Source organism: Halostagnicola sp. A-GB9-2, from assembly GCF_030068615.1.
In the GTDB taxonomy this organism is placed as follows: Archaea; Halobacteriota; Halobacteria; order Halobacteriales; family Natrialbaceae; genus Halostagnicola.
The window spans coordinates 64832-85602 of record NZ_JASJOC010000001.1 but is presented as its reverse complement, the minus strand read 5'-3'; the positions used below and the strand labels follow the sequence as shown (position 1 = coordinate 85602).

The 20771-nt window shown below is 60.1% G+C and carries 19 protein-coding genes; 10 read left to right on the top strand and 9 right to left on the bottom strand.

The window, feature by feature from the left end; translation table 11 throughout:
* Positions 1-29 precede the first annotated feature (29 nt).
* The gene (locus QNM96_RS00440; protein WP_283834039.1) at positions 30-2600 is read left to right on the top strand and encodes a transcriptional regulator; all 2571 of its coding nucleotides are present in this window, start codon (positions 30-32) and stop codon (positions 2598-2600) included.
* Positions 2601-2618: 18 nt separating this feature from the next.
* On the opposite strand, the gene QNM96_RS00435 is transcribed toward QNM96_RS00440, so the two are convergent.
* Positions 2619-2924 carry a hypothetical protein gene (locus QNM96_RS00435; RefSeq protein WP_283834038.1) on the bottom strand — a complete coding sequence of 102 codons (306 nt, stop codon included), beginning with the start codon at positions 2922-2924 and terminating at the stop codon, positions 2619-2621.
* A 348-nt stretch (positions 2925-3272) separates the two neighbouring features.
* On the opposite strand from QNM96_RS00435, the gene QNM96_RS00430 reads away from it, so the two are divergent.
* Complete coding sequence (locus QNM96_RS00430) at positions 3273-4637, top strand: adenylosuccinate synthase (protein WP_283834037.1); 1365 nt, start codon at positions 3273-3275, stop codon at positions 4635-4637.
* Positions 4638-4684: 47 nt separating this feature from the next.
* On the opposite strand, the gene QNM96_RS00425 is transcribed toward QNM96_RS00430, so the two are convergent.
* Positions 4685-5110 carry a VOC family protein gene (locus tag QNM96_RS00425; protein WP_283834036.1) on the bottom strand — a complete coding sequence of 142 codons (426 nt, stop codon included), beginning with the start codon at positions 5108-5110 and terminating at the stop codon, positions 4685-4687.
* A gap of 211 nt (positions 5111-5321) precedes the next feature.
* Here QNM96_RS00425 and QNM96_RS00420 point away from each other — a divergent pair, with 211 nt between their 5' ends.
* A complete protein-coding gene (locus QNM96_RS00420) occupies positions 5322-5516 on the top strand; it encodes a methytransferase partner Trm112 (protein WP_283834035.1) in 195 nt (64 codons plus the stop codon).
* A gap of 12 nt (positions 5517-5528) precedes the next feature.
* Complete coding sequence (locus QNM96_RS00415) at positions 5529-6101, top strand: hypothetical protein (protein ID WP_283834034.1); 573 nt, start codon at positions 5529-5531, stop codon at positions 6099-6101.
* On the opposite strand, the gene QNM96_RS00410 is transcribed toward QNM96_RS00415, so the two are convergent.
* Positions 6095-7216 (bottom strand): DR2241 family protein, encoded by a 1122-nt coding sequence (locus QNM96_RS00410; protein WP_283834033.1) that lies wholly within the window; start codon positions 7214-7216, stop codon positions 6095-6097. The two genes, QNM96_RS00415 and QNM96_RS00410, sit on opposite strands and share 7 nt — an antisense overlap.
* A 3-nt stretch (positions 7217-7219) precedes the next feature.
* On the bottom strand, positions 7220-8101 hold the full coding sequence (locus QNM96_RS00405) for a CbiX/SirB N-terminal domain-containing protein (RefSeq protein WP_283834032.1): 882 nt from the start codon (positions 8099-8101) through the stop codon (positions 7220-7222).
* 138 nt (positions 8102-8239) lie between these two features.
* On the opposite strand from QNM96_RS00405, the gene QNM96_RS00400 reads away from it, so the two are divergent.
* Both QNM96_RS00400 and QNM96_RS00395 read left to right on the top strand, forming a co-directional pair.
* Complete coding sequence (locus tag QNM96_RS00400; protein WP_283834031.1) at positions 8240-8992, top strand: DUF2797 domain-containing protein; 753 nt, start codon at positions 8240-8242, stop codon at positions 8990-8992.
* Between the two features lie 72 nt (positions 8993-9064).
* Complete coding sequence (locus QNM96_RS00395) at positions 9065-9469, top strand: hypothetical protein (protein WP_283834030.1); 405 nt, start codon at positions 9065-9067, stop codon at positions 9467-9469.
* 86 nt (positions 9470-9555) lie between these two features.
* Here QNM96_RS00395 and QNM96_RS00390 read toward each other — a convergent pair whose 3' ends face one another.
* The 4 genes from QNM96_RS00390 to QNM96_RS00375 all read right to left on the bottom strand — a co-directional run bounded on the left by QNM96_RS00390 (position 9556) and on the right by QNM96_RS00375 (position 15111).
* Positions 9556-10392, bottom strand: coding sequence for a phosphatase PAP2 family protein (locus QNM96_RS00390; RefSeq protein ID WP_283834029.1), 837 nt, complete (start codon positions 10390-10392; stop codon positions 9556-9558).
* Positions 10392-12212 carry an ABC transporter substrate-binding protein gene (locus QNM96_RS00385; RefSeq protein ID WP_283834028.1) on the bottom strand — a complete coding sequence of 607 codons (1821 nt, stop codon included), beginning with the start codon at positions 12210-12212 and terminating at the stop codon, positions 10392-10394. Before QNM96_RS00385 ends, QNM96_RS00390 begins: the two co-directional genes overlap by 1 nt.
* 98 nt (positions 12213-12310) lie before the next feature.
* Positions 12311-12961 (bottom strand): phosphatase PAP2 family protein, encoded by a 651-nt coding sequence (locus tag QNM96_RS00380; RefSeq protein ID WP_283834027.1) that lies wholly within the window; start codon positions 12959-12961, stop codon positions 12311-12313.
* Positions 12962-13185: 224 nt separating this feature from the next.
* Positions 13186-15111 carry an ABC transporter substrate-binding protein gene (locus QNM96_RS00375; RefSeq protein ID WP_283834026.1) on the bottom strand — a complete coding sequence of 642 codons (1926 nt, stop codon included), beginning with the start codon at positions 15109-15111 and terminating at the stop codon, positions 13186-13188.
* Positions 15112-15574: 463 nt separating this feature from the next.
* Between QNM96_RS00375 and QNM96_RS00370 the strand changes: the two genes are divergently transcribed.
* From QNM96_RS00370 to QNM96_RS00360, 3 genes are all read left to right on the top strand, one after another.
* Positions 15575-15886, top strand: coding sequence for a ribonuclease P (locus tag QNM96_RS00370; protein ID WP_283834025.1), 312 nt, complete (start codon positions 15575-15577; stop codon positions 15884-15886).
* Positions 15887-15965: 79 nt separating this feature from the next.
* Complete coding sequence (locus QNM96_RS00365; RefSeq protein WP_283834024.1) at positions 15966-16214, top strand: YhbY family RNA-binding protein; 249 nt, start codon at positions 15966-15968, stop codon at positions 16212-16214.
* A complete protein-coding gene (locus tag QNM96_RS00360) occupies positions 16211-17128 on the top strand; it encodes a mechanosensitive ion channel family protein (protein WP_283834023.1) in 918 nt (305 codons plus the stop codon). The genes QNM96_RS00365 and QNM96_RS00360 overlap by 4 nt, the downstream gene beginning before the upstream one ends.
* Before the next feature lie 256 nt (positions 17129-17384).
* On the opposite strand, the gene QNM96_RS00355 is transcribed toward QNM96_RS00360, so the two are convergent.
* Positions 17385-18536 (bottom strand): acyl-CoA dehydrogenase family protein, encoded by a 1152-nt coding sequence (locus tag QNM96_RS00355; RefSeq protein ID WP_283834022.1) that lies wholly within the window; start codon positions 18534-18536, stop codon positions 17385-17387.
* Positions 18537-18651: 115 nt separating this feature from the next.
* Here QNM96_RS00355 and QNM96_RS00350 point away from each other — a divergent pair, with 115 nt between their 5' ends.
* On the top strand, positions 18652-20631 hold the full coding sequence (locus QNM96_RS00350) for a 3-hydroxyacyl-CoA dehydrogenase/enoyl-CoA hydratase family protein (protein ID WP_283834021.1): 1980 nt from the start codon (positions 18652-18654) through the stop codon (positions 20629-20631).
* The last annotated feature ends 140 nt before the right edge of the window (positions 20632-20771 follow it).

Sequence of the window (20771 nt, the reverse complement as noted above, 5' to 3'; positions counted from 1 at the left end):
TATTTGTTCCGGTTACGGCATGTTGGACTATGGACTCGCGCACGCAAGAGCGCGTTGAACGGTGGGATTCTCGTCCCTTCACTGGCGGTTACAACGAACTTTCAACACTCGCTGATAACGGCTTTTCTGGCGTCGTTACCGCGAGCGAGACGTGGCTGTTTATGCTCAACGGTCGAGTCGTTGGCGTCGTCGATGGCGAGATTGAAGCGTTCGAGCAGGCGTCCGGCACGATTTACGCCGCTCCACACGCTTCGCTTCCACTTCTTTGTTCGATGCACGCACAGGGCGGAGAAACACGGGCAAACTACTACACGAACGAGACGCCGCTCTCCGAAGTCGATCAGACGTTACAGGACGGTTCGTTCACCGGCTATATCGAATTGAGCGAACAAGTGCTGAGCGGCGACTACTACGCCGTCTACTACGGCGGTCGACGGATGGCCGCCGCGTACATCGGAAACGCAGAGCGTCTGCTTACGGGAGACGAGGCGTTCGAGCGCGCCGCCGACGAGGTCGGCATATACGAAGTGGTCGACGCCGAAATTAACGTCACAGATGTCCCGGAGGGCAGTAGTACTCGACCCGCATCGACGGCTGACGATCCTCAGGGGAGTTCGGCTCCGCAACCACCGGCCGATTCCGACAGCGCGCCGGTAGCGGAACCGGCGCCGTCTACAACTGACGGTTCAGCGACAACCACCGATGCGGCGGAGACGGGCGCGACGGCGGACGCTTCGAGTTCTGCGAGCACGGAAGCGACTGCCGGCTCGGATCCGGACGAGTGGGCCGACTCGAGCGAAGCAGTCGTTTCGGACGACGCCACTCGGCCGGCGTCCGCATCAGACCTTCGCGAGACGTCCGATCTGACGGATCCCTCCGGGACAGAAGGCACCGATTCCCAGCCCGATCAGGAACCTGCCACAGACGCGACCGATCAACCACCGACTGATCGGCCGCAGGTCGATCCCGAGCCAACCGAAACTGACGCCGGACGAACCGACGAATCGGACGGCACCAACGAACCACCGAACCAGCAGTCGTCGCGGAGTTCCTCGTCCGCCGATCGATCTCCCGAGTCCGATTCTGCTCCGGGCGAAGCGAGACGTTCGTCTGATCCCAGCGCGACGCCGGGCGACTCCTCGCCCGAGAGTGAAGCTGATGTGCAAGCTGAAAGCGAACAAGATCAGTCCGCCCCAGAAACACAACAGACCCAATCAGAATCTGTAACGTACGACGAGGACGAAGAACACGACGAAACGGTATCCGAGTCCGAAGAGGACGGCAAACTCGATGCGCGTCTCAAGCAAGAAGAAAAGTGGCGCGAGACGCGAAGCATTCCATCGATCGATCCCGAGAAGTCTGAGCACGTCGAAGCGATTCGCCGACAATCCGGACAGCGACCGCCCGAGCGCCCACAGGCGGACGGTCCCGCGCATAGTGAATCGAACGCGTCGGAACCACGCGACCAATCGGCGACGGAGCCCTCGACGACATCGGAAGCGGTCCAAGACTCGACCACGACGGTCGAACAGGAAGCACCGAGTCGATCCAGCACGCGCTCGCCTGTTAGCGAACAAGAGGCCTTTGACTCGGAGGCTGACTCGCTCGAGGCGGCCATCGACGAGTACGAACAGCGAATCGAGGCGCTCACCCAGCACGCTCGAAAACTCGAATCTCGGCAGGAGACACTCGAGACGGAGAACGCGAATCTCGAAGCCGAACGCGAACGGCTGCAGGCGGAAAATCAGGAGCTTACTGCGACGGTCCAGCGTCTCCGGTCGAAAGTCGACGACCTCGAAGCCGAATGTGAACAGTTGCGTAACGCGGAACCGGGTGCTGGCGAGACGACTGGGTTTGGCGGGTCGAATTCGGGTCGCCAGCTTTCAGCACACGAGGCGCTTGCAGGGACGAACCTGTTCGTCCGGTACGCGTCGAAAAGCGACTCGACGCTCCAATCGGCTCACGACGGCGACGGTGATCAGGAATCGGTGGCTTCGAACCTCCAACTCGAACAACACACGTCCTTCGACGCGTCCGACGTGACCGTCGCGGGCCAGCCCTACGAGGAGTTTCTCACCGACACGATCGAGTACAAGTTCGTCGACTGGCTCGTCGAGACGTTGCTGTTTGAAATCCGGGAGACGGGCCACGCCAACGGACTCGCCGATCTCTACGATGCTATCCCGTACGTCGACCGAGCCGAACTCCACGCGACGATTTCACTCGATGACGACGAGACCGACGACGTTCCGGACGAGGTGACGTTCGACGTCGTCGCGTTCGACAAAATGGGGAACCCGCTGATCGTCGCGAATCTCAACGACTCGCGCGACCCGGCGACCGAACAGATGCTCGCGGAACTCGAGGAGGCGGCGTCCGCCGTCACCGCGAACTACCAAGATCTCGGCGCTGCGATGGTCGTCACCTCGAGTTACTTCGAACCCGGTGCGCTCGAGGTAACCGAACAGGCGACGAGCAGCGGCTTTCTCAGCCGAGGCTCGAAGCTGAGCTACGTTAACCTCTCGCGAAAACAGGGCTATCATCTCGCGCTCGTCGAGTCACGATCGAGCGGCTTCCATATGAACGTTCCAGAACTCTAAGTACGGAGTAGAATTACGTTATCCTTCGATTTCGGTCGCGTCTTCGATCTTCATTCCGTCGAGCTTTTCGACGATTTCGTCCATTTTGCCGTCGAGTTCGTCGACGAACTCGACCGTGCGCTCGGTCTTGATCGCACCCTGGCTCGAGGGTTCGATGAGGTTTTCTTCTTCAAGCACGCGTAGCGAGTAGCGCACTTTGTGGTGTGGGTAGCCCGTTTCGTTCGACATCTTGACGATCCCGATCGGTTCGTTTTCGATAACCATCTTCAGGACCTGTAGATGTCGTTCCAGCATATCGACTTCCTTCTCAAGTCGGTCTATCATGGCATTTGTTAACTTGTCTTTCCGCCTTTTAAAAGTTACTCTCCGAAACCGGACGGAACACTTTCAATTCGATGATGGTTCTTGCGAGTAGTTAACGGTTCGTATTTCGGAACCTGTCTCTGATACATTCACAGGGACGCAAGCGTATCAATTTGGCTACTGAAAGCGCGTGGCTACCCGAGAGCGCGGGAACCGTGTTCGCGTTCGTCGTCTCGTCGCTGAATGCCTTAAGCTGCTGAACTCACCGTTGAAGCGAGGAGCGTATATCCACGTTCGTGCACAGCTTTTCCGAGATCCCCCGGCAATACCGTAATCTGTTTATCGGCCCGGCAAGAATCCGCCGCTGTTATGACCGTCACAATCGTCGGGTCGCAACTCGGCGACGAAGGCAAGGGCGGAGTCGTCGATATCTACGGCGACGCCGTCGACGTCGTCGCCCGGTATCAGGGTGGCGACAATGCCGGACACACCGTCGTTCACGACGGCACGAAGTACAAACTCTCACTCGTTCCCTCCGGTGCGGTCCGAGGGAAAATCGGCGTTCTCGGGAACGGCTGCGTCGTCAACCCCGAAACGCTATTCGACGAAATCGATACGCTCCGCGAGCGCGGTCTCGACCCGGACGTTCGGGTGGCCGAGCGGGCACACGTGATTCTGCCTTACCACCGCGCACTCGACGGAATCGAGGAGGACGAAAAAGACGACCTCGCGGCCGGGACCACCAAACGCGGAATCGGTCCGACCTACGAGGATAAGGCGGGTCGCCGGGGCGTCCGTATCGGCGACCTCCTCGAACCAGACGTGCTCCGCGAGCGACTCGAGTACGTCGTTCCTCAAAAGAAAGCGCTCGCCGAGGAGGTCTTCGGGAAAGAGACCGGCAAGGCGTTCGACATCGATCAGCTCTTCGAAACCTACCGAGAATACGGCGAGCGACTCGCCAACGAGGGGATGACCGTCGACTGCGGAACCTACCTCCAGAGTCGCATCGACGGCGGAGACAACGTCATGCTCGAGGGAGCACAGGGAACCTCGATCGACATCGACCACGGGATCTATCCATACGTCACCTCCTCGAACCCGACCGCGGGCGGCGCGACGGTCGGCAGCGGTCTCGGCCCGACGGTCGTCGGGCAGGGTGAAGTGATCGGGATCGTCAAAGCGTATCTCTCCCGCGTCGGCACCGGCCCGCTCCCGACGGAGCTGGGCGGCGTCGAGGGACAGACGCCGAACTACGACGGGGCCGCCGGAGCGGATGGAGACGCCGAAGAACTGGCGACATACATCCGCGACGAAGGTGGGGAGTACGGAACCGTCACCGGTCGCCCGCGCCGCGTCGGCTGGCTCGACATGCCGATGTTGCGCCACGCGGCGCGTGCGAACGGCTTCACCGGGCTCGCAATAAACCACATCGACGTGCTTGCCGGCCTCGAGGAAGTCAAGGTGGGCCACAGTTACGTTCTCGACGGCGAGGAAACGCTGACAATGCCTCCGACGACGGAAGCGTGGGGTCGCTGTGAGGCGACGCTCGAGACGTTCGACGGCTGGTCAAACGTCGACTGGGAGGCCGTCGCGGCCGAGGGCTACGACGCGATTCCGGAAAACGCCCGAGCCTATCTGGAGTACATTGCTGACGAACTCGAGACGCCGATTTACGCCGTCGGCGTCGGCCCGGGGCGAGAAGAGACCGTCATCGTCGAAGACCCGTACGAGTAACGCCTCCGTACGAGTAGGAATGACTTCGGCGGAGCTTTTTCGGACGCTTACGTCTCGAGAATCTCGACCAGGTTCCCCTCCGGATCGCGAAGGAACATGATCGTCGTTCCGCTGGCGGTGGTTTTCGGTTCGCTCAAGGTCTCTACATCCGCGGGAATCGTCTCCGCGAACGTCTCGAGGTCGTCCACCGCGAATCCGACGTGAGTCGCCCCCGGCTGGTTGATCGACTCCGCTCGGCTCGCCCGCGCTTCTGGCTCGTACTCGATAAGTTCGATGCGAACGTCGCCGTCGTCGGACTCGAGGTGTGCGAACGAACCGGCTGCGTCCGACACGTCGACAGCGTCTTCGAAAGCCGTCCCGGAAACGTCGAACGTGTCGACAACCGATAGCCCGAGTACGTTGCTGTAGAACGAACGAACCGTCTCGAGATCGCGAACGGTGATTCCGACGTGATGTGTCGTGTTGACTGTCACAGGTAGGGTCAGTAACTCACCCCACAAGAAGGTTCGTCGAACCCGGCGACGATATCCCGCGGATCAAGCGCCGATTCCCGCCTCCGAGGCGATGAGAATCGTGAACGACTTACAGTCGACAGTACGCGGAACTAACGGTGATGGTTGCCGTCTCGAAGGTGTACCGATCGGTTTCCCGAAACCTTTTGCTCTCGGCCGATAGCCTTCAACTATGAAGGAGTCGCTGCTTGAGATCCTCTGCTGTCCGCTCGATAAACACGACCTGGAACTCGAGGACGCCGAATACGACGGAGACGAAATCGTGTCCGGTGAACTCGTCTGTTCAGAATGTGGACAACGCTATCCGATCGAAGATGGGATTCCGAACCTCTTGCCGCCAGATATGCGCGAAGAGACGCCAGCCTAGGTGACCGAAACCGTGTCCGGGTCTGTACTCACCCTCGAGATCAACCGCGAGGCGGGAGAGTCTCTCGAGGCGCCTTCGACGACGATCGATACGGAGGGCTCGTTTGGAATCCTCCTCCGCGGTCACAACGTCCCCGCACACGCTCACTGTCGGCTCGAGGGCGAACTCTCTCGTATCGCTTCCCTCGAACAACCGAACTACTACGTAGAACCGGGCGAGGAGAAAGCGGTCCCAGTTTCGGTTCCAGAGATAGACGACCCGATAGCGGGAACGCTCGAGGTTTCGATCGGCTACGGCGCAGAAACCGTCGCGATCGACGTCGAAGTCGTTCCCAGTCCGCCGGAAGTCGATGTCGACGACTCGCTCGGCGAGCCACGACGACCTGATCCCGAGCCGTCCGCCCTCGAGGAGTTCTCGAGCGTTGGCGGGTTCGAGCCGGCGACACTCGGGGTCGTCGCACTCGCAATCGTCGCGCTCGCCGTCGCGGCCCTCACTGCCGGCTCGATCGGTGGCCCCATCGCACTCGTCGGCGTTCTCACGGTCGCCGTTGGGATCGTGGTCGCCGCAGGGCTCTTACTCTACTGACCGGGTTCGCTCGATTCGACGGCGTCCAACGAGCCGTCCTCGAACCGTTTCGCTCGAAGGTAACGCGCCCGGTAGCGGTTGGCTCCCTCGTTAACGTCCGCTTCGCGAACGTCGTCGACTCGCCCCTCTGCGACCGCGTCGATCAGTTCCTCGAGCTGATTGAGTTCGCTGGTCGTCAGCTCGAGCTCGTAGGTTTTCTCCGATTCCGACTCGAGGATCGCCCACTTGCGAGCGGCGGCGATCACCAGCGAGCACGGCTCGCGACAGGGGAATTTCCCGTCTCCGCCGTCGACGTCGAGCTGGTCGCGCTCCTCGTACTGCCACTCGCGCCGTCGAAGACACTGCGAGTCCACACAGCAGGCTTCGGCCATCCACTCGACGGCCTCGCGCGGGAGTTCGTCGATAACGTCGTAGATACCGGTCTGGCGCTCGGCGGTTTCGGTCCAGTGATCGACGTCGAGTGCACCTTCGCGTTCCCGGTGCCAGTTGGCGACCGTCGCCGGATAGAAGAAGTCGACCGCATCGACGAGTTCCGTCCCCGAGAGACCCGTAAAGGCCCAGCCCGAGCGGAGCGTCGGCGCCGTCTTCAGCGGGCGGTACTGGCCGTCCTCGTCGTAAGTCGAAATGTCTCGAGCCTCGCGGGGTTGGTCGTACACCTCGAGTTCCGACAGCGGCGTGTCGGCGTCGTCGACGTGCCAGAGGTCGTAGACGCGCTCGCCGTCAGGTTCGTCGACGTCGAGGAACCGAGCCGTAACTCGGAGTTGGCCCCACGTTCGATCGATTCCATCTCGAAGCGCCTCGTATCGGCCCGGAACCGGAAGGGACGCGTCACTCCCGTCCGCTTCGGTCGGCGCTCGTTCACACCACCGGAGAAACGCCCGTCCGGCCGTCCCGTCGCCGTCGACGGCTTCCTGCCAGTACCGCCAGTTCGTGACGTACTCGTCGACCGCCTCGAGTGCGGTTCGGAATTCGGTCTCCGTTAGCTCGGTACCCGATTCGACTGGCGTCTCGAGGACGTAGCCGTCGGGCGTTCGCTCGAGTTTGAGTCCGTCGAACTCGAAGCCGTCTTCGCTCGCCGCCCGGAGCCGTTCGAACTCGTGGTCTCGAAGTTCCACGGCTCAGTCACCCGCGACGTCGGCGTTGGTCGGTCCTGTTTCGTTCCGGTCGTGATCGATCGCCTGTTCGATATCGGCTCCGGCGTCTGCCGCTCGCTCGAGGACGACGTCGGCCAGCAGGTCCTCGGTACCGACCGCACCGGTGTACCAGATCCGGTGGCCGTCGACTTCGCCGGGCACGTCCCAGCCGGTTCGATAGTCGTCGGTGAGCCCCATATCCTCGGGAATGTCCTCCTGCGTGTGAAAGCCGTCGGCGATGAACAGCGGAACGACGACAACGTCTTCGCTGTCGAAATAGTCGGTTACGTCGTCGACCTCCGGCTCCTCGTCCATAAACAGCGCCTCGACCTCGTCGAACCGATCCATCTCGCAGATCCGTTCGGTGTGGTACTCGACGGCTTTGGCCGAGTTCTCGTTTCGCTCGGTCCCGTGACCGACCACCGCCAGTCCGAAGCCCTCCCCGACCGATGGATCGCCCGTGACGCGTTCGGCTCGACCGACAATCACGTCCGTCATCGCGTCGTGCGTTCCGACCGGACCGCAGTAGTGGACGGTCGTGTCGACGTCAGTGGCCTCGAGCGTCGCCTGCGAGGCATCGATCCCGTCCGACTCCCACAGGTCGGGGTCCCACCCCTCGAGGCGAAGCTCTCGAGGAATCACCTGCTCCGTAAAATAGCCCTCGCTGATAAAGAGCGGGACGACGAAGATTTCGTCGGCGTCGATCGTCCGAACGACCTCCCGAAAGTGCGGCTCTTCCTTCCAGAACGTTTCGCGAACGACGTCGAACGCGCCCGTCTCGCGGATCGCATCCGCGTGGGCGTACGTCGGATTCGACGCGTTCGGGTTAAGGTGTGACCCGTGTGCCGCGATGACCAGCGCTTGCATAGCCGTCGGTTAGGAGTCGAACGGGTTATTTACTTCGCTGTCGGCGACGGTCGCCGCGGGCCGTGACGAGGCGGCCGACCACGCGCGTTCGACGGCGAGAGCGTGACGCCTATACGAGATCGGTTCGAACGTAAACACGTGCAAGTGGTCGGCTACAAACGGACGGGAAACGGCTCTTCGTTGGTTCTCAGCGACGGCACCGCCGTGAACCACCAGCCGCTCGAGCCCGGCACCACCCTGTCGTACACCCTCGGGGCTCGCCACTGTGCCGGGGTCGTCGACGTCGACGAACACGTTCCGTGCGATCGGCCCAAAGCCCCCCACTGTGAGTTCCACACGAGTACGTGGGTCTGTGCTCGCTGTACCGGTACCTGCCTCAAAGACGAGATGGACTGCTACGAAGAACACGCCGTCTATATCGCCGCATTCGCGCCGGACACGTTCAAGGTCGGCGTCACGAAACGCCGGCGACTCGAGACGCGACTGCGCGAACAAGGTGCCGATCGCGCGGCCCACATCCACACGGTTTCGAACGGTCGCATCGCCCGGGAGATCGAGGCCGAAATAGCCGAGGAGCTGGTCGATCGGGTCCGAACGCCGACGAAAGTCGAGGCGCTCGCCGCGTCGGTCGATTCGGACGCCTGGGACACCCTTCTCGAACGGTTCGACGTCATCGACCGCTACGCGTTCGACCACGGGATCGACCTCGAGAGCCGACCGGTTCGAGAGACGATCGCGACCGGAACCGTCGTCGGCCTGAAGGGGCGACTCCTCGTCCTCGAGCGAGGTGGAACGACCTACGTCGTCGACCTACGAGATCTGGTCGGATACGAACTCGAAACCGGCGACTCCGAACGGAGGCTTCAATCCTCGCTTGGATCGTTCGGCTAGGGGACTCGACTTTCCTTCGGTGACAGGCGATAGGTCACAATACTTTTCCGAGCACGGGCTGAACTCAGACTCATGACAGACGAACCCGAACCCGACGCTGACGACAACGGCCCAGAGGCAGACGACGAATCGAAGTCGTTCCGCGAGCGCGTCGAAGAAATTCGCGAAAAACGAGCCGAGGAGGGCGAGGGCGAAGGAGAGCCGCCGGAGAGTCCCTTCGGTGGCGGCGGTGGCGGCCCGGGCGGCCCCGGCGGGATGGGTGGCGGCGGTAACCCATTCGCACAGATGATGGGCGGTATGATGGGTGGCGGCGGCCCGGGCGGCCCCGGCGGCCCGCCAGGTGCTGGCCCAGGCGGACGCGGCGGCGAAGAAGTCGGTAACGAGGAACTCGTCCAGGAGGTCCGACAGCTCCGCGATGAAATGCGTGATCAGACTCGAGCGCTCAAGCGAATCGCCGACGCGCTCGAAGACGAGTAACGACGCGACTCGTTCGGCTTTCGTTTTTGCAGGTTTACTCTCCACACAGTCACATCCAAGCGCCTCAAAATCCCAATAACACTATCTTATCGCTTCCGTATTCTCGAGAGATGGCCGCCGATCGAATCCGAGAGCGACCACCTGCCGACGAGGTGTTTCGAGAGCACGACGCTGATATACGCAAGGCCGATCCCTGCGATAACGTCGATTACCCAGTGAATTCCCAGGTACATCGTCGAAATCGCCACGCTGATGCCAAGGAAGAGTGCGAGCACGAACCACTTCGGATAGGCGTCGCGCGTTCGATAGGCCATGAACATGACCGTCGCGGCGAGGGACGTGTGGAGCGACGGGAAGACGTTCGTGTTTCGGTTGACCTCTCGAGTGAGGTGTTGGTACCGCGGGTACGTATCGTATAGCAACGCGTCGACGAGTTCCGGCATCACGTTTCGCGGCCCGTACGCGATGATGAAGGTGTAGAGGACGAGTCCGAGCGTGTAGTTCAACGTGTACGCCGAGAGGAGTTCGCGGAGCGATCTGGTATCTGAGAGTGCGAAGTACGCGATAACAGGAAACACCAGCAAAAAGACGTAGCCGTAGATGTAGATGAACGAGAAGTAAGCGGTGATCTCCGGCGTCGCCTGGTCCTGCATCCAGAGGATGAACTGGCCCTCGAGTTCGTAAATCGGCGTTGTTAGATTCCAGTCGATCATCCACGAGAGCTCCGGAACGACCTGTCTGGCAACGCTGTTGAATCCCAAAACGATGGCAAGGACGACCGTAACCGGTGTCATTGCTCGGACTCGAGAGCGCCACTCGACTCGGGTTTCGCCGAGACGATTTCGTCCGACGAAGACCGCAATAGAGAGGAGACTCAGCAGTGTCACGACCACGACCAGTTGCACGAGGACTTGCGTTAACATCAGCGTCTCACCAGCAGTTCTCCGTCTCCGTTGTGACTAAACCCGTTTTCAGCGAACGCCTGCCTAGCCGCACCCACATCGACTTCCCCGTCGGAGCCGAGAAACGGGGTCTCGAGTGCGCTTCCGTCCCACTCGAGACTCTCGGACATCCACTCGTCGGTCACCGGTGCTTCGACCGGCCGCGCGTACCCCTCGAAAATCTCTTCGACGACTCGCTCCCTGTCGATCAGTCGCGCACAGAGCTGGCGAAAGCGGGGGTTGCTAAACGGCGTGGTTCGGGTGTTGAATCCGAGATGGTAGAACGACCACGACCGGTCGGCGCGCAGCTCGACACCATCCCCTTCGGTCACGTCCTCGATTGCGTAGGTCTCGAGCGTCGAGAGCGTCATATCGGCGTCGTTGCTTTCGACGAGCGAAATCGCCGAGGTGCTTCGGGGGTCGATTCCGGCGTACAACTCCTCGACACTCGCTTCGGGAAGATCGACTGAATCGCGTCGGGTGAAATGGTCGTCGAACCGCTCGAGTGTGAGGTGCTCGCGCTCGGCTCGGTCGTCGAACTCGAACGGACCACTCCCGACGGCAGGGATGTTGTCCGTAACGAGCGCATCGGTCGTTCCCTCGGCGACCCGATAGCCCGGAATATCCGCGCTACTCGAGCGCTCTTCCCAGACGTGTTTCGGTAAAATCGGAACGGTTAGCGCCCATTCGGCTACGGCTTCTCCCGTCTCCACCGTAAAGGACAGTTGGTGATCGGACTCCGGTTCGACGTTGATTTCGTCGACAACGGAGACGAGACCGCGATAGATCGGCGCGGGGGATTGTACGTCGCTTTCGCCCATCGACGTGTCCGCGAGGAAGTTATACGTAAACTCGACGTCCTCGGCGGTGAGGGGCTCCCCGTCATGGAAGGTACAGTCCTCGCGGATCGTCACCTCGAGCGTGTCGTCGTTCCACTCCCAGGATTCTGCCAGCCACGGAAGCAGTTCGGTCGTCGTTGTGGCGTCATCGTCGTCTTCGTTCTCGTCGGTGTCATTCTGACCGGTTTCGGTTCCGTTCTGGATCCAGTTTTCGGTCGCCAGAGAATCGTACAACAGATCCACGAACGTATCTCCGCTTCGATACTCCGCGGCGAGCGGATTCAGATTCTGGGACGGTCGCGCGTCGATGACGACCGTCCGTAACTGGTCCGTCTCCGTCGTTGGCTCGAGGCCGAGCGGACCGAGCCGGGTCGCCGGGTGGTACTCGCCCCAGCCGTCGAACCGGTCCGTCCTGACGAGTCGGTACTCTTCGGGGACACAGACCGGGACGAACGGAACCTCGACCGCCAGCGTCTCGAGAACACTGGTTACGGCGTCCTGTCGGCCGTCGTCGTTTGCCCGGCGCTGGGCCTCGAGTAATTCGTCGAACGCGAGATTCGTGAACCCGAACGGGTTCTGCCAGCCGGATTCCTCGGCGTACAACGAGTGGAGGGCTTCGTACAGAAAGTCCGGATCCATCGAGCCGGGATGGCGTCCGACATAACAGTCGAAGTCGTGATTGATCAGAATCGCCCGCAAGAATTCTTCCTGCGAGCGCATCTCGAGGGAGACGTCGACACCGGCCGCTTCCAGGTTTGCACGGAGATGTCGAGCCAGTTGGATCCCTTCTCGGTCACCGTCCGCGGGAAGCGTCGTTATCGTCAACGAGAGTTGCTCTAGCCTGTCCCTATTGACGATACTGCGGAGCTGTCGAACACAGCCAGCTGTCGAGAGAGACGCGCCGGCCGCACCCGTCGCGAGGAGCGAGCGACGACTTACTTGCCCGACCGGAGTGTCGTTCATTAGTTCCTTCAGAAATCTTGGCCGCTCACGGTATAACAGTATTGCGCCACGGACTCGCGAGAAACTGGCGCGACGATCCACTGGTCAGACCGCCCGGCTCACTCGCGAATCGAACGCCAGGCCGAGGCTATCCAGCCCCGGATCTCCGCGAGCGTTGGCAGACGCTCGGAGCTGCGTTTCCACACCCCCCAGCGGTTGACTACGAGAACAGAGATGGCGACTGAAACGACTGCCAGAATCATACCTGCGACGACGTCGATTGCCCAGTGAATTCCCAGGTACATCGTCGAGATGGCGACGCTGATTCCGAGAAAGATACCAACCGGAGTCCACTTCGGATACTCGTCTCTTGTCCGCACTGCGAATATCCCGACGGTCATCGCCAGAGAGGTGTGTAACGACGGAAAGACGTTTCTGAACTCGTTTACCTCTCGAGTCAGGTGTTGGTATCGTGGCTGAAAGTCATAAAGTGTGGTTTCGAACATCTCCGGCATGATGTTTCTCGGACCGAACGCCATCACGAGAACGTATACGATCAGGCCGATCCCGTAATTGAGCGTATAGGCCGTGAGAAGCTGTCGAAACGGGCGAGTATCCGAGAGCGCGAAATACGCGAGGACGGGGAAAATCAGCAAGAAGACGTACGCATAGATGTAAATAAACGAAAAAAATCGAATTAATATCGTGTAATCGTAGGACTGGAACCAGATGATGAGTTCGCCCTCGATCTCGTAGAACGTCCGAGTCATCCACCATCCGTATTCAGTGGACAGATCCCCTATTTCGCGCCGGTACTGTTGGTTTACCAATAGAACAATCAGTAGAATCGCGATAATCGGAACAGAGGTTCGAATCCGTACTCGCCACTCGGACCCTGTCTCACGAATACGATCCCCTCCGATGAACAACGGAATCGAAATCGCGAGCATAACCCCGACGACGATAGCGACCTCAGTCAGAACCTCCTGTAACATCAGTAATCTACGATTTGACCGTCTTCGTTATATTGGAATCCGGCGTTCTCGAACGCCCGCTGTGCCTCTTCGATATCGACCTGGCCGAGGCGATTATCGTCTAATTCACAGAACGGCGCGAACGGCTGATGTTCGTCCCACTCTTTGTCCGTGAGTTCGATGTTACGCTCGTTCATCCACGAAATCGCCTCGTCTCTGAGCTCGTCCTCCTCCGGGAGCCACTCCTCGTTTGCGACCGGCGTCCAGATCGGTTCCGCGTATCCGGAGAAGATTTCTTCTGCAACGTACTGCCTGTCGATCACCCGTCCGACGGCGTTCCGGAAGCTCGGGCTCTGGCAGAGTCCGCTATCGGTGTTGAACCCGACGTGATAGAACGACCACGGATCCGTCTCGACGAGTATCTCTGTTTCATCGCTTTCGCCGTCGTAGACATCTTCGACGACGTGCGGTTCGATCCGCGAGGTCGTGACGTCGGCGACGCCGCCTTCGACCTGCTGGAGCGCTGACGCACTACTCGTATCGTTGAGGAACTCGAGCGCTTCGACGGTTACTTCGGGCAAACCGATGTCGTCAGCTCGAGTGAAGTGGTCGTCGAACCGCGAGAGGGTTAGACTATCCTGTTCGGCCTTTTCCTCGAATTGGAACGGACCACTGCCGACGATGAGATCCTCTTCGTCTGAACCGAGCAGACTCCACCGTCCCTGTTGTACGGGAATCTCATCTTCGTCTAACTCCGCAAGCGCACCTTCTTCGGTTCCCCAAACGTGTTTCGGAAGAATGGGGATGAGAAGTGCCTGCTCCGCTACCGCTCGGTTCGTACTGAACGATAGTGTCACTTCGAGGTTCTCCTCGTCTCCTGATTCGGTCTCATCGTCGATGTCCTCAACGACAGTGACCGATTCGACGGTAGAGGCGTGGCGACGGTAGTTCGTCGCCGGAAGCGGTGAATCGCCTAGTCCTCCCGTGGTGTCTGCGAGAAAGTCGTAGGTGAACGCGACGTCTTCGGCGGTGAGGGGTTCACCGTCGTGGAACGTACAGTCCTCGCGGATTCGGATTGTCAGTTCGGATTCGCCCCATTCTATCGATTCTGCGAGCCACGGAATGAGATCGCTTCCTTCAAAGCTCTCGGTAATGTGTTCGTCGTCGCCGTAGACGAGTGCGTCATCGATCGCCAGTGAATCATACAGGAGATCGATGTAGGTTCCGTGATTTCGATGTTCCGTCGAAAACGGATTGACGTTCCGTGTCGGACGCGAATCCATGATCAGCGATGTCAGTTCCGCCGGTGTTTCATCGTTACCGAAATAGCCTAACCGCGTGTACGGATGGAATCGTTCCCAGAGATCCGCCATCTCGGGTTGTACGGCTCGGTGTCCCTCTGGCAGACAGATCGGAATGAACGGCATCTCCCGTGCGATCTGGATGAGCAGGTCGGTGACTACCTCGTCCCTGCCGTCCTCCGTCTCGCGTTGTTCTCTCAACATTCCGTCGATGGTCGTAATGTCCTCGAATCGGAACGGATTCTGTTTCCCGGTTTCGCTCTTGTACGATGAGTGAAGCAGTTCGTACAGGAAATCGGGATCCGGCTCTGTTGGGAGGGAACCGACGTACATGTCGAAATCGTGTTCGAGCATGACCGATCGCTGAAATTCGGTGTTAGTGCGGAGGTCGAGTGAAACGTTGAAGTCGAGCGCCTCGAGGTTTCCCTCGAGCTCTCGTGCAATCTGGACGGCTTGGCGATCATTATCGGCAGGGACGGTGATGATCCGAAGGGAGGTATCGTCAGTGGTACCGCCGCTACTGCTGACCATGCTCTGGACCTGGTTAACGCAGCCAGCTGTCGCCGCGACGAGTCCGGCAGTTCCTGTGGCTAGTACCGACCGACGACTGATCCGTTCGGGGGGACCATCCGAACTTCCGGTCATTGTGTTCTATTACTCCTGTTCGAGTTCGATATATAACAATATTGCGTACTTTGTTTGGCTATAACTGTATCGTCAATCCGGTTGAACCAGCCTACCCGGTCGGATGCAATTGATGCATCCGACCGCTCGGGCGGTAGGGAGGGGCTACAGGTGTGAGAACGGGAATCGCCGAAGCGCATTGTCGAACGAATCCGCGGAATTCGGCTGGCAGACCGATCCCCGCGGCTAACCGACGCAATCGCACTCGAGAGGATGGAGGGGAGGTTTGCTGTTACGATCGGGTACACGTTTCGGCAGAACGAAGTCACTGGCTTAAAACGCATCGAAGTTACCGATAGTACATGTTCCTGTCGTCTCTCCGCAGTATCGTCTTTGTTCGGACTCTGTCCTGTGAGCGCACCGGTCGAAACAGGACGGGGCGAGAGCGCAACATCAATAGGCCAACCGACGAAAATGACCAGTGATGGATGTCGCCGCCGAGCGCATCGAACGGTTGCACGAACTCGCTCGAGCGGCGGCTTCGGCATCCGACGACGACCGCTCTCGCGAATATGTAAGACTCGCCCGTCGAGTCGCCGAGCGCAATCGATTACAGCTCCCCAGGACGTTTCGCCGGTTCACGTGCGATCGCTGTGATCGGTATCTTCGCCCGGGAACGAACGCACGCGTCCGGCTCCAAGACGGGCATGTCGTGATTACCTGTGATTGTGGGGCTCACGCACGATATCCCTACGAGACCGGTGACAAAGCGAACGAAACCAACGCTGAGGAGTGATTCCGGTCTCGCGAGAGAGAGATCAGATGGTCGGCTCCGTTCACGAAGATTGAAACCGATCGGCCCGCTAGGCGGTGCTATGGATCAACAGGAACGGAAACGCAAAGCGCACGATCTCGACGTCACAGTGTGGGTCGGCAAAAGTGGAATCGACGCCGTCGTCGACGAACTCAACGACCAACTCGCGGATCGGGACCTCGTCAAGGTCAAATTCCTTCGCGCCGCTCGAGCCGGGAGTTCGACCGAACAGAAGGCAGAGGATCTCGCAGACCGTGTGAACGCGACAGTCTTCGACACGCGAGGTCACACGGCAGTGATGTATCGATGACGGCGGGAGGAGTCTCGGCCGTGTTGGCTCCAGCGCTCGGCCCGATCGGAGCGAGACTCGAAAACATCGAAGGCGTATCAACTGAAGTTGCAGAGAGCGCTGCGGGCCTGATCCGATTTGTCGCGGCGTTCCTGGCTATCTACTTCATCGGCCGGTTCGTCGTCTTGCCGCTGGTCACTCGTGCGATGGATCGTCGAAGCCTCGACGCCCACGCACAGAAACCGCTATTGTTGATTACGCAGTTCGGCGTCGTGTTCGTCGCCATCGCAGTCGCGTTCGGCTTCGCGGACTACGGGAACTTCCTCGTCTCCATGGCCGGTATCGCCGCGGCGGGTGCGCTCGCGCTCGGGCTCGCAACGCAGAACGTCATTTCGAACTTCGTTGCCGGCATCTTCATCTACACCGACAAACCGTTCAAGATCGGCGACTGGATCGAGTGGGGCGACCACGCCGGCACCGTCGAGGACATTAGTCTGCGCGTCACCCGCGTTCGGACGTTCGACAACGAACTGCTAACGGTGCCGAACTCCGAACTCACGAACGGCGTTCTCAAAAATCCCGTCGACGGGAACAAACTACGATTAAAATTCGTCTTCGGGATCGGGTACGGCGACGATATCGAACAAGCGACCCAGATCATCGTCGAAGAAGCACAGGACCACCCCGACATTCTGGACGAGCCGGGCCCGTCGGTCCGTCTCACCGAACTTGGCGACTCCGACGTCGGCCTGCAGTCTCGGTTTTGGATCGGGGATCCCGGTCGAGCGGACTTCGTCCGAATTCGTGGCGAGTACGTCACCAGCGTCAAACAACGCTTTGACGCAGAAGGAATCGACATCCCCTACCCCGTCCGAACGCTTGAGGGCGGCCTCGAGTTGGGAAGCGGACAGCGGGTCGCGGAGCCGGCGGAGTAATCGCCTCGCTTTTTTGATGCTGTCCGTGAACTCGACATCCTCCCCGCGCTGAAGCGCGAGGCTTTCTCCTCGATTCTCCGTAAGTGACCGAAACCGGTAGTGGTCCCTCGGGCGCTGTCGACGTCATGATGCCGGCCGGGAGTGTAAAGCAGTGAATAGCGTGGCACTGGTAGATGCGGTGTGCCAGTGGAGACGTGGTGCCGGAAGGGCATCTGAAACGAAAACGAAAGCGACGAAAAAAGCGAAAACGCCCGATTTAGAACCCTTTGCCGAGCAGTTCGCGAGCGATAACGTTCTTCTGGATTTCCGACGTTCCCTCGTAGATCTGGGTGATCTTCGCATCTCGGTAGAACCGCTCGACCGGGAAGTCGTTGACGTAGCCGGCTCCGCCGTGGATCTGGACGGCCTCGTCGGCGACATCGACGGCGACGCGAGAGGCGTACTCCTTGGCCATCGACGCGAGTTTTGTGATGTCCTCGCCCTGATCGACGTTCCAGGCGGACTTGTAGGTCAGGTTCCGAGCCGCTTCGGTGTTCGTCGCCATCTCGGCGAGTTTGTGCTGGATCGCCTGGAACTCCGAAATCGACTGGCCGAACTGCTCGCGGTCCTGTGCGTACTCGAGGGCCGCTCGCGTCGCGCCTTTCGCGATACCGACGCCCTGGGCGGCGACCGCGGTTCGGGTTTCGTCGAAGAACTGCATCTGTTGCATGAACGCGGCGTCTTTGGTCCCGACGAGGTTCTCCTCGGGGACGCGGACGTCGTCGAAGATGAGTTCGGCGGTGTCCGATGCACGGATCCCGAGCTTGCCGGTGATCTTGTCAGCTTCGAACCCGTCGCGGTCGGATTCGACGATGATCTGGCTGAAGCCGTTGTATCGCCCTTCCGCATCGGGGTTCGTCTTACAGAGAACGACGAAGAAGTCGCCGACGGTCCCGTTGGTGATCCACATCTTGTTCCCGTTGATTACCCACTCGTCGCCGTCTTTCTCGGCCTGCGTCGAAACCGAAGAGACGTCGGAGCCGGTATCGGGCTCGGAGATTGCCGCGCCCGAAATCTTGTCACCGTACGCGACGGGCTCGAGGAAGCGTTCTTTCTGATCCTCGGTCCCGAAGTTCATGATCGCCTCACAGCCGAAGGAAGTCGAAACGATCGACAGCGCGATACCGGGATCGTAGGAGAACAGTTCCTCGGTGATGATCGCCGTATCGAGGATCGAGTAGCCCGCTCCGCCGTACTCCATCGGGATGTACGAGCCGGTTAGGCCCATCTCGGCGGCCTTGTCGATGACGTCGTGGGGGTACTTCTCTTCTACGTCGTACTCCTCGGCGACCGGGACGATTTCGTTCTCTGCAAACCGCGTTACCTCTTCGCGGATTTGCTGTTGTTCGTCGGATAATCCAAATTCCATATTGGATCTTTCCTGCCTGAACGATAAAGAACTTTGTAACCGTCTGTAAACTCAAATGTAGTTTCTTTTCTTTGAGAGGGAAACGTTGAAACCGGTACGGATTGCACAATGAACCATGGATCTGGAAGATATCAACACCGTCGCAGTTCTTGGTGCGGGTAACATGGGTCACGGTATCGCGGAGGTCGCCGCGATGGCCGGCTACGACGTGAACATGCGCGACATCAACGAGGAGTTCGTCCAGGACGGCTACGAACAAATCGAGTGGTCGCTGAACAAGCTCGCCGAAAACGACCAGCTCTCGCAGGAGGAAGCCGACGGAGCGCTCGAGCGCGTGACGCCGCTGGTTGACATGAGCGAGGCGGTCGGCGACGCCGATATCGTCATCGAAGCGGTTCCCGAGAAGATGGAGATCAAGAAGGATGTCTACGGCGACGTAGAGGAGGTCGCTCCCGACGATGCCATCTTCGCGACGAACACCTCGAGCCTCTCGATTACCGACCTCTCGGAGGTAACCGAACGACCCGAACGGTTCTGCGGAATGCACTTTTTCAATCCTCCGGTCCGGATGCCCCTCGTGGAGGTTATCTCCGGGGAACACACCGACGACTCCGTCCTCGAGGTCGTCGAAGGACTCGCGGAGGATTTCGGGAAGTCGCCCGTGCGCGTGCACAAAGACGAGCCCGGTTTCATCGTCAACCGCATTCTCGTCCCGCTGATGAACGAAGCGTCGTGGCTCGTCAGCAACGACGAGGCGACCATCGCGGAGGTCGACTCCACCACGAAATTCGACATGGGACTGCCGATGGGAAGCTTCGAACTCGGCGACCAGGTCGGAAACGACGTGAGCTACCACGTCCTCGAGTACATGCACGAGGTGCTCGGCGACGCCTACGAGCCGGCTCCGTTGCTTGAGGAGAAAGTCGAGAACGAAGAGCTCGGCAGGAAGACCGGCAAAGGGTTCTACGACTACGAGGACGGAGACGGCGTCGACATCCCGACCGACCAGCACTCCGAACTGGTCAAGCGACGACTGATCGCCTCGATGGCCAACGAAATCGCGAAACTGATCGGGAACGATGTCGCTCCACCCGAGTCGATCGACGAAGCCGTCATGCTCGGAGCGGGCTTCCCCGACGGCCCCGTCACTGTCGTCGATGAATTCGGCCTCGACGATGCCCTCGAGACGCTCGAGGATGCCGCCGAGATAACGGGTCACGAGCGATACGAGCCCGCGGCCTACCTCAAAGAGCGCGCGGAAGTCGGCACGTTCTACGACCCGGTTGACGAGGACGACGGTGACGCCGCCGACTTCGAAGCGATCCGCGTCGAGTATCCCGGCGAAATGGTCGGCCACATCGTCCTCGATCGACCACACCGGATGAACACTATCAGCGAACAGATCCTCGACGAACTCGTCGAAGCCGTCGACCTGTTCGAGGACGACGACGACGTTCGCGCGATTCTTATCACCGGCGAGGGCGAGAAGGCCTTCTCCGCGGGCGCGGATGTCCAGAGCATGGCCGCGGGCGGTGCGGACCCCCTCCACGGCACCGAACTGTCGAAGAAGGGCCAGTCGACGTTCGGAACGCTCGAGTCGAGTGATCTCCCGGTCGTCGCCGGCATCGACGGCTACTGTCTCGGCGGCGGGATGGAGCTGTCGATGTGTGCGGATTTGCGCGTTGCCAGCGAACGTGCCGAATTTGGCCAACCCGAACTCGACCTCGGTTTGATCCCCGGCTGGGGCGGCACCCAGCGACTGCCGAACATCGTCGGCGAGGGCCGCGCAAAGGAGATCATCCTTACCGCGGACCGATTCGATGCCGAGACGATGGAATCGTACGGTTTCGTCAACGAGGTCCACGAGAACGACGAACTCGAGGATCGCGCGTTCGAACTCGCGGCGAGCCTCGCCGGTGGCCCACCGATCGCGTCGAAGTACACCAAGCGGGCGATGCTCGCCGGTCGAAACGACACGAACGCCGGACTCGAGTACGAAGCGGCCGCGTTCGGTCAGCTCATGGGAACGGACGACCTCATGGAGGGAATCACGGCCTTCATGGGCGATGGCGATCCGGACTTCGAAGGGCAGTAAGACGGGCTTTTCGATAGCGCTGCGGTGATTCCGCCGATCCTATCCCGGTCGAAGGGTGTTCGGTTTCGGGTACTATCAAGACCCACACAGCTGATACTATCGCAGTATCTTTCTTTCGTAGAACAAAACAATCCTGTTGA

Excerpts from the sequence above, each read along its gene's own strand:
- QNM96_RS00435 (WP_283834038.1), bottom strand. The coding sequence starts at position 2,924 with ATGATAGACCGACTTGAGAAGGAAGTCGATATGCTGGAACGACATCTA.
- QNM96_RS00360 (WP_283834023.1), top strand. The coding sequence starts at position 16,211 with ATGACGGCGGGAGGAGTCTCGGCCGTGTTGGCTCCAGCGCTCGGCCCG.
- QNM96_RS00395 (WP_283834030.1), top strand. The coding sequence starts at position 9,065 with ATGACAGACGAACCCGAACCCGACGCTGACGACAACGGCCCAGAGGCA.
- QNM96_RS00390 (WP_283834029.1), bottom strand. The coding sequence starts at position 10,392 with ATGTTAACGCAAGTCCTCGTGCAACTGGTCGTGGTCGTGACACTGCTG.
- QNM96_RS00420 (WP_283834035.1), top strand. The coding sequence starts at position 5,322 with ATGAAGGAGTCGCTGCTTGAGATCCTCTGCTGTCCGCTCGATAAACAC.
- QNM96_RS00430 (WP_283834037.1), top strand. The coding sequence starts at position 3,273 with ATGACCGTCACAATCGTCGGGTCGCAACTCGGCGACGAAGGCAAGGGC.
- QNM96_RS00405 (WP_283834032.1), bottom strand. The coding sequence starts at position 8,101 with ATGCAAGCGCTGGTCATCGCGGCACACGGGTCACACCTTAACCCGAAC.
- QNM96_RS00385 (WP_283834028.1), bottom strand. The coding sequence starts at position 12,212 with ATGAACGACACTCCGGTCGGGCAAGTAAGTCGTCGCTCGCTCCTCGCG.
- QNM96_RS00370 (WP_283834025.1), top strand. The coding sequence starts at position 15,575 with ATGGATGTCGCCGCCGAGCGCATCGAACGGTTGCACGAACTCGCTCGA.
- QNM96_RS00375 (WP_283834026.1), bottom strand. The coding sequence starts at position 15,111 with ATGACCGGAAGTTCGGATGGTCCCCCCGAACGGATCAGTCGTCGGTCG.
- QNM96_RS00355 (WP_283834022.1), bottom strand. The coding sequence starts at position 18,536 with ATGGAATTTGGATTATCCGACGAACAACAGCAAATCCGCGAAGAGGTA.
- QNM96_RS00440 (WP_283834039.1), top strand. The coding sequence starts at position 30 with ATGGACTCGCGCACGCAAGAGCGCGTTGAACGGTGGGATTCTCGTCCC.
- QNM96_RS00380 (WP_283834027.1), bottom strand. The coding sequence starts at position 12,961 with ATGACTCGGACGTTCTACGAGATCGAGGGCGAACTCATCATCTGGTTC.
- QNM96_RS00365 (WP_283834024.1), top strand. The coding sequence starts at position 15,966 with ATGGATCAACAGGAACGGAAACGCAAAGCGCACGATCTCGACGTCACA.
- QNM96_RS00350 (WP_283834021.1), top strand. The coding sequence starts at position 18,652 with ATGGATCTGGAAGATATCAACACCGTCGCAGTTCTTGGTGCGGGTAAC.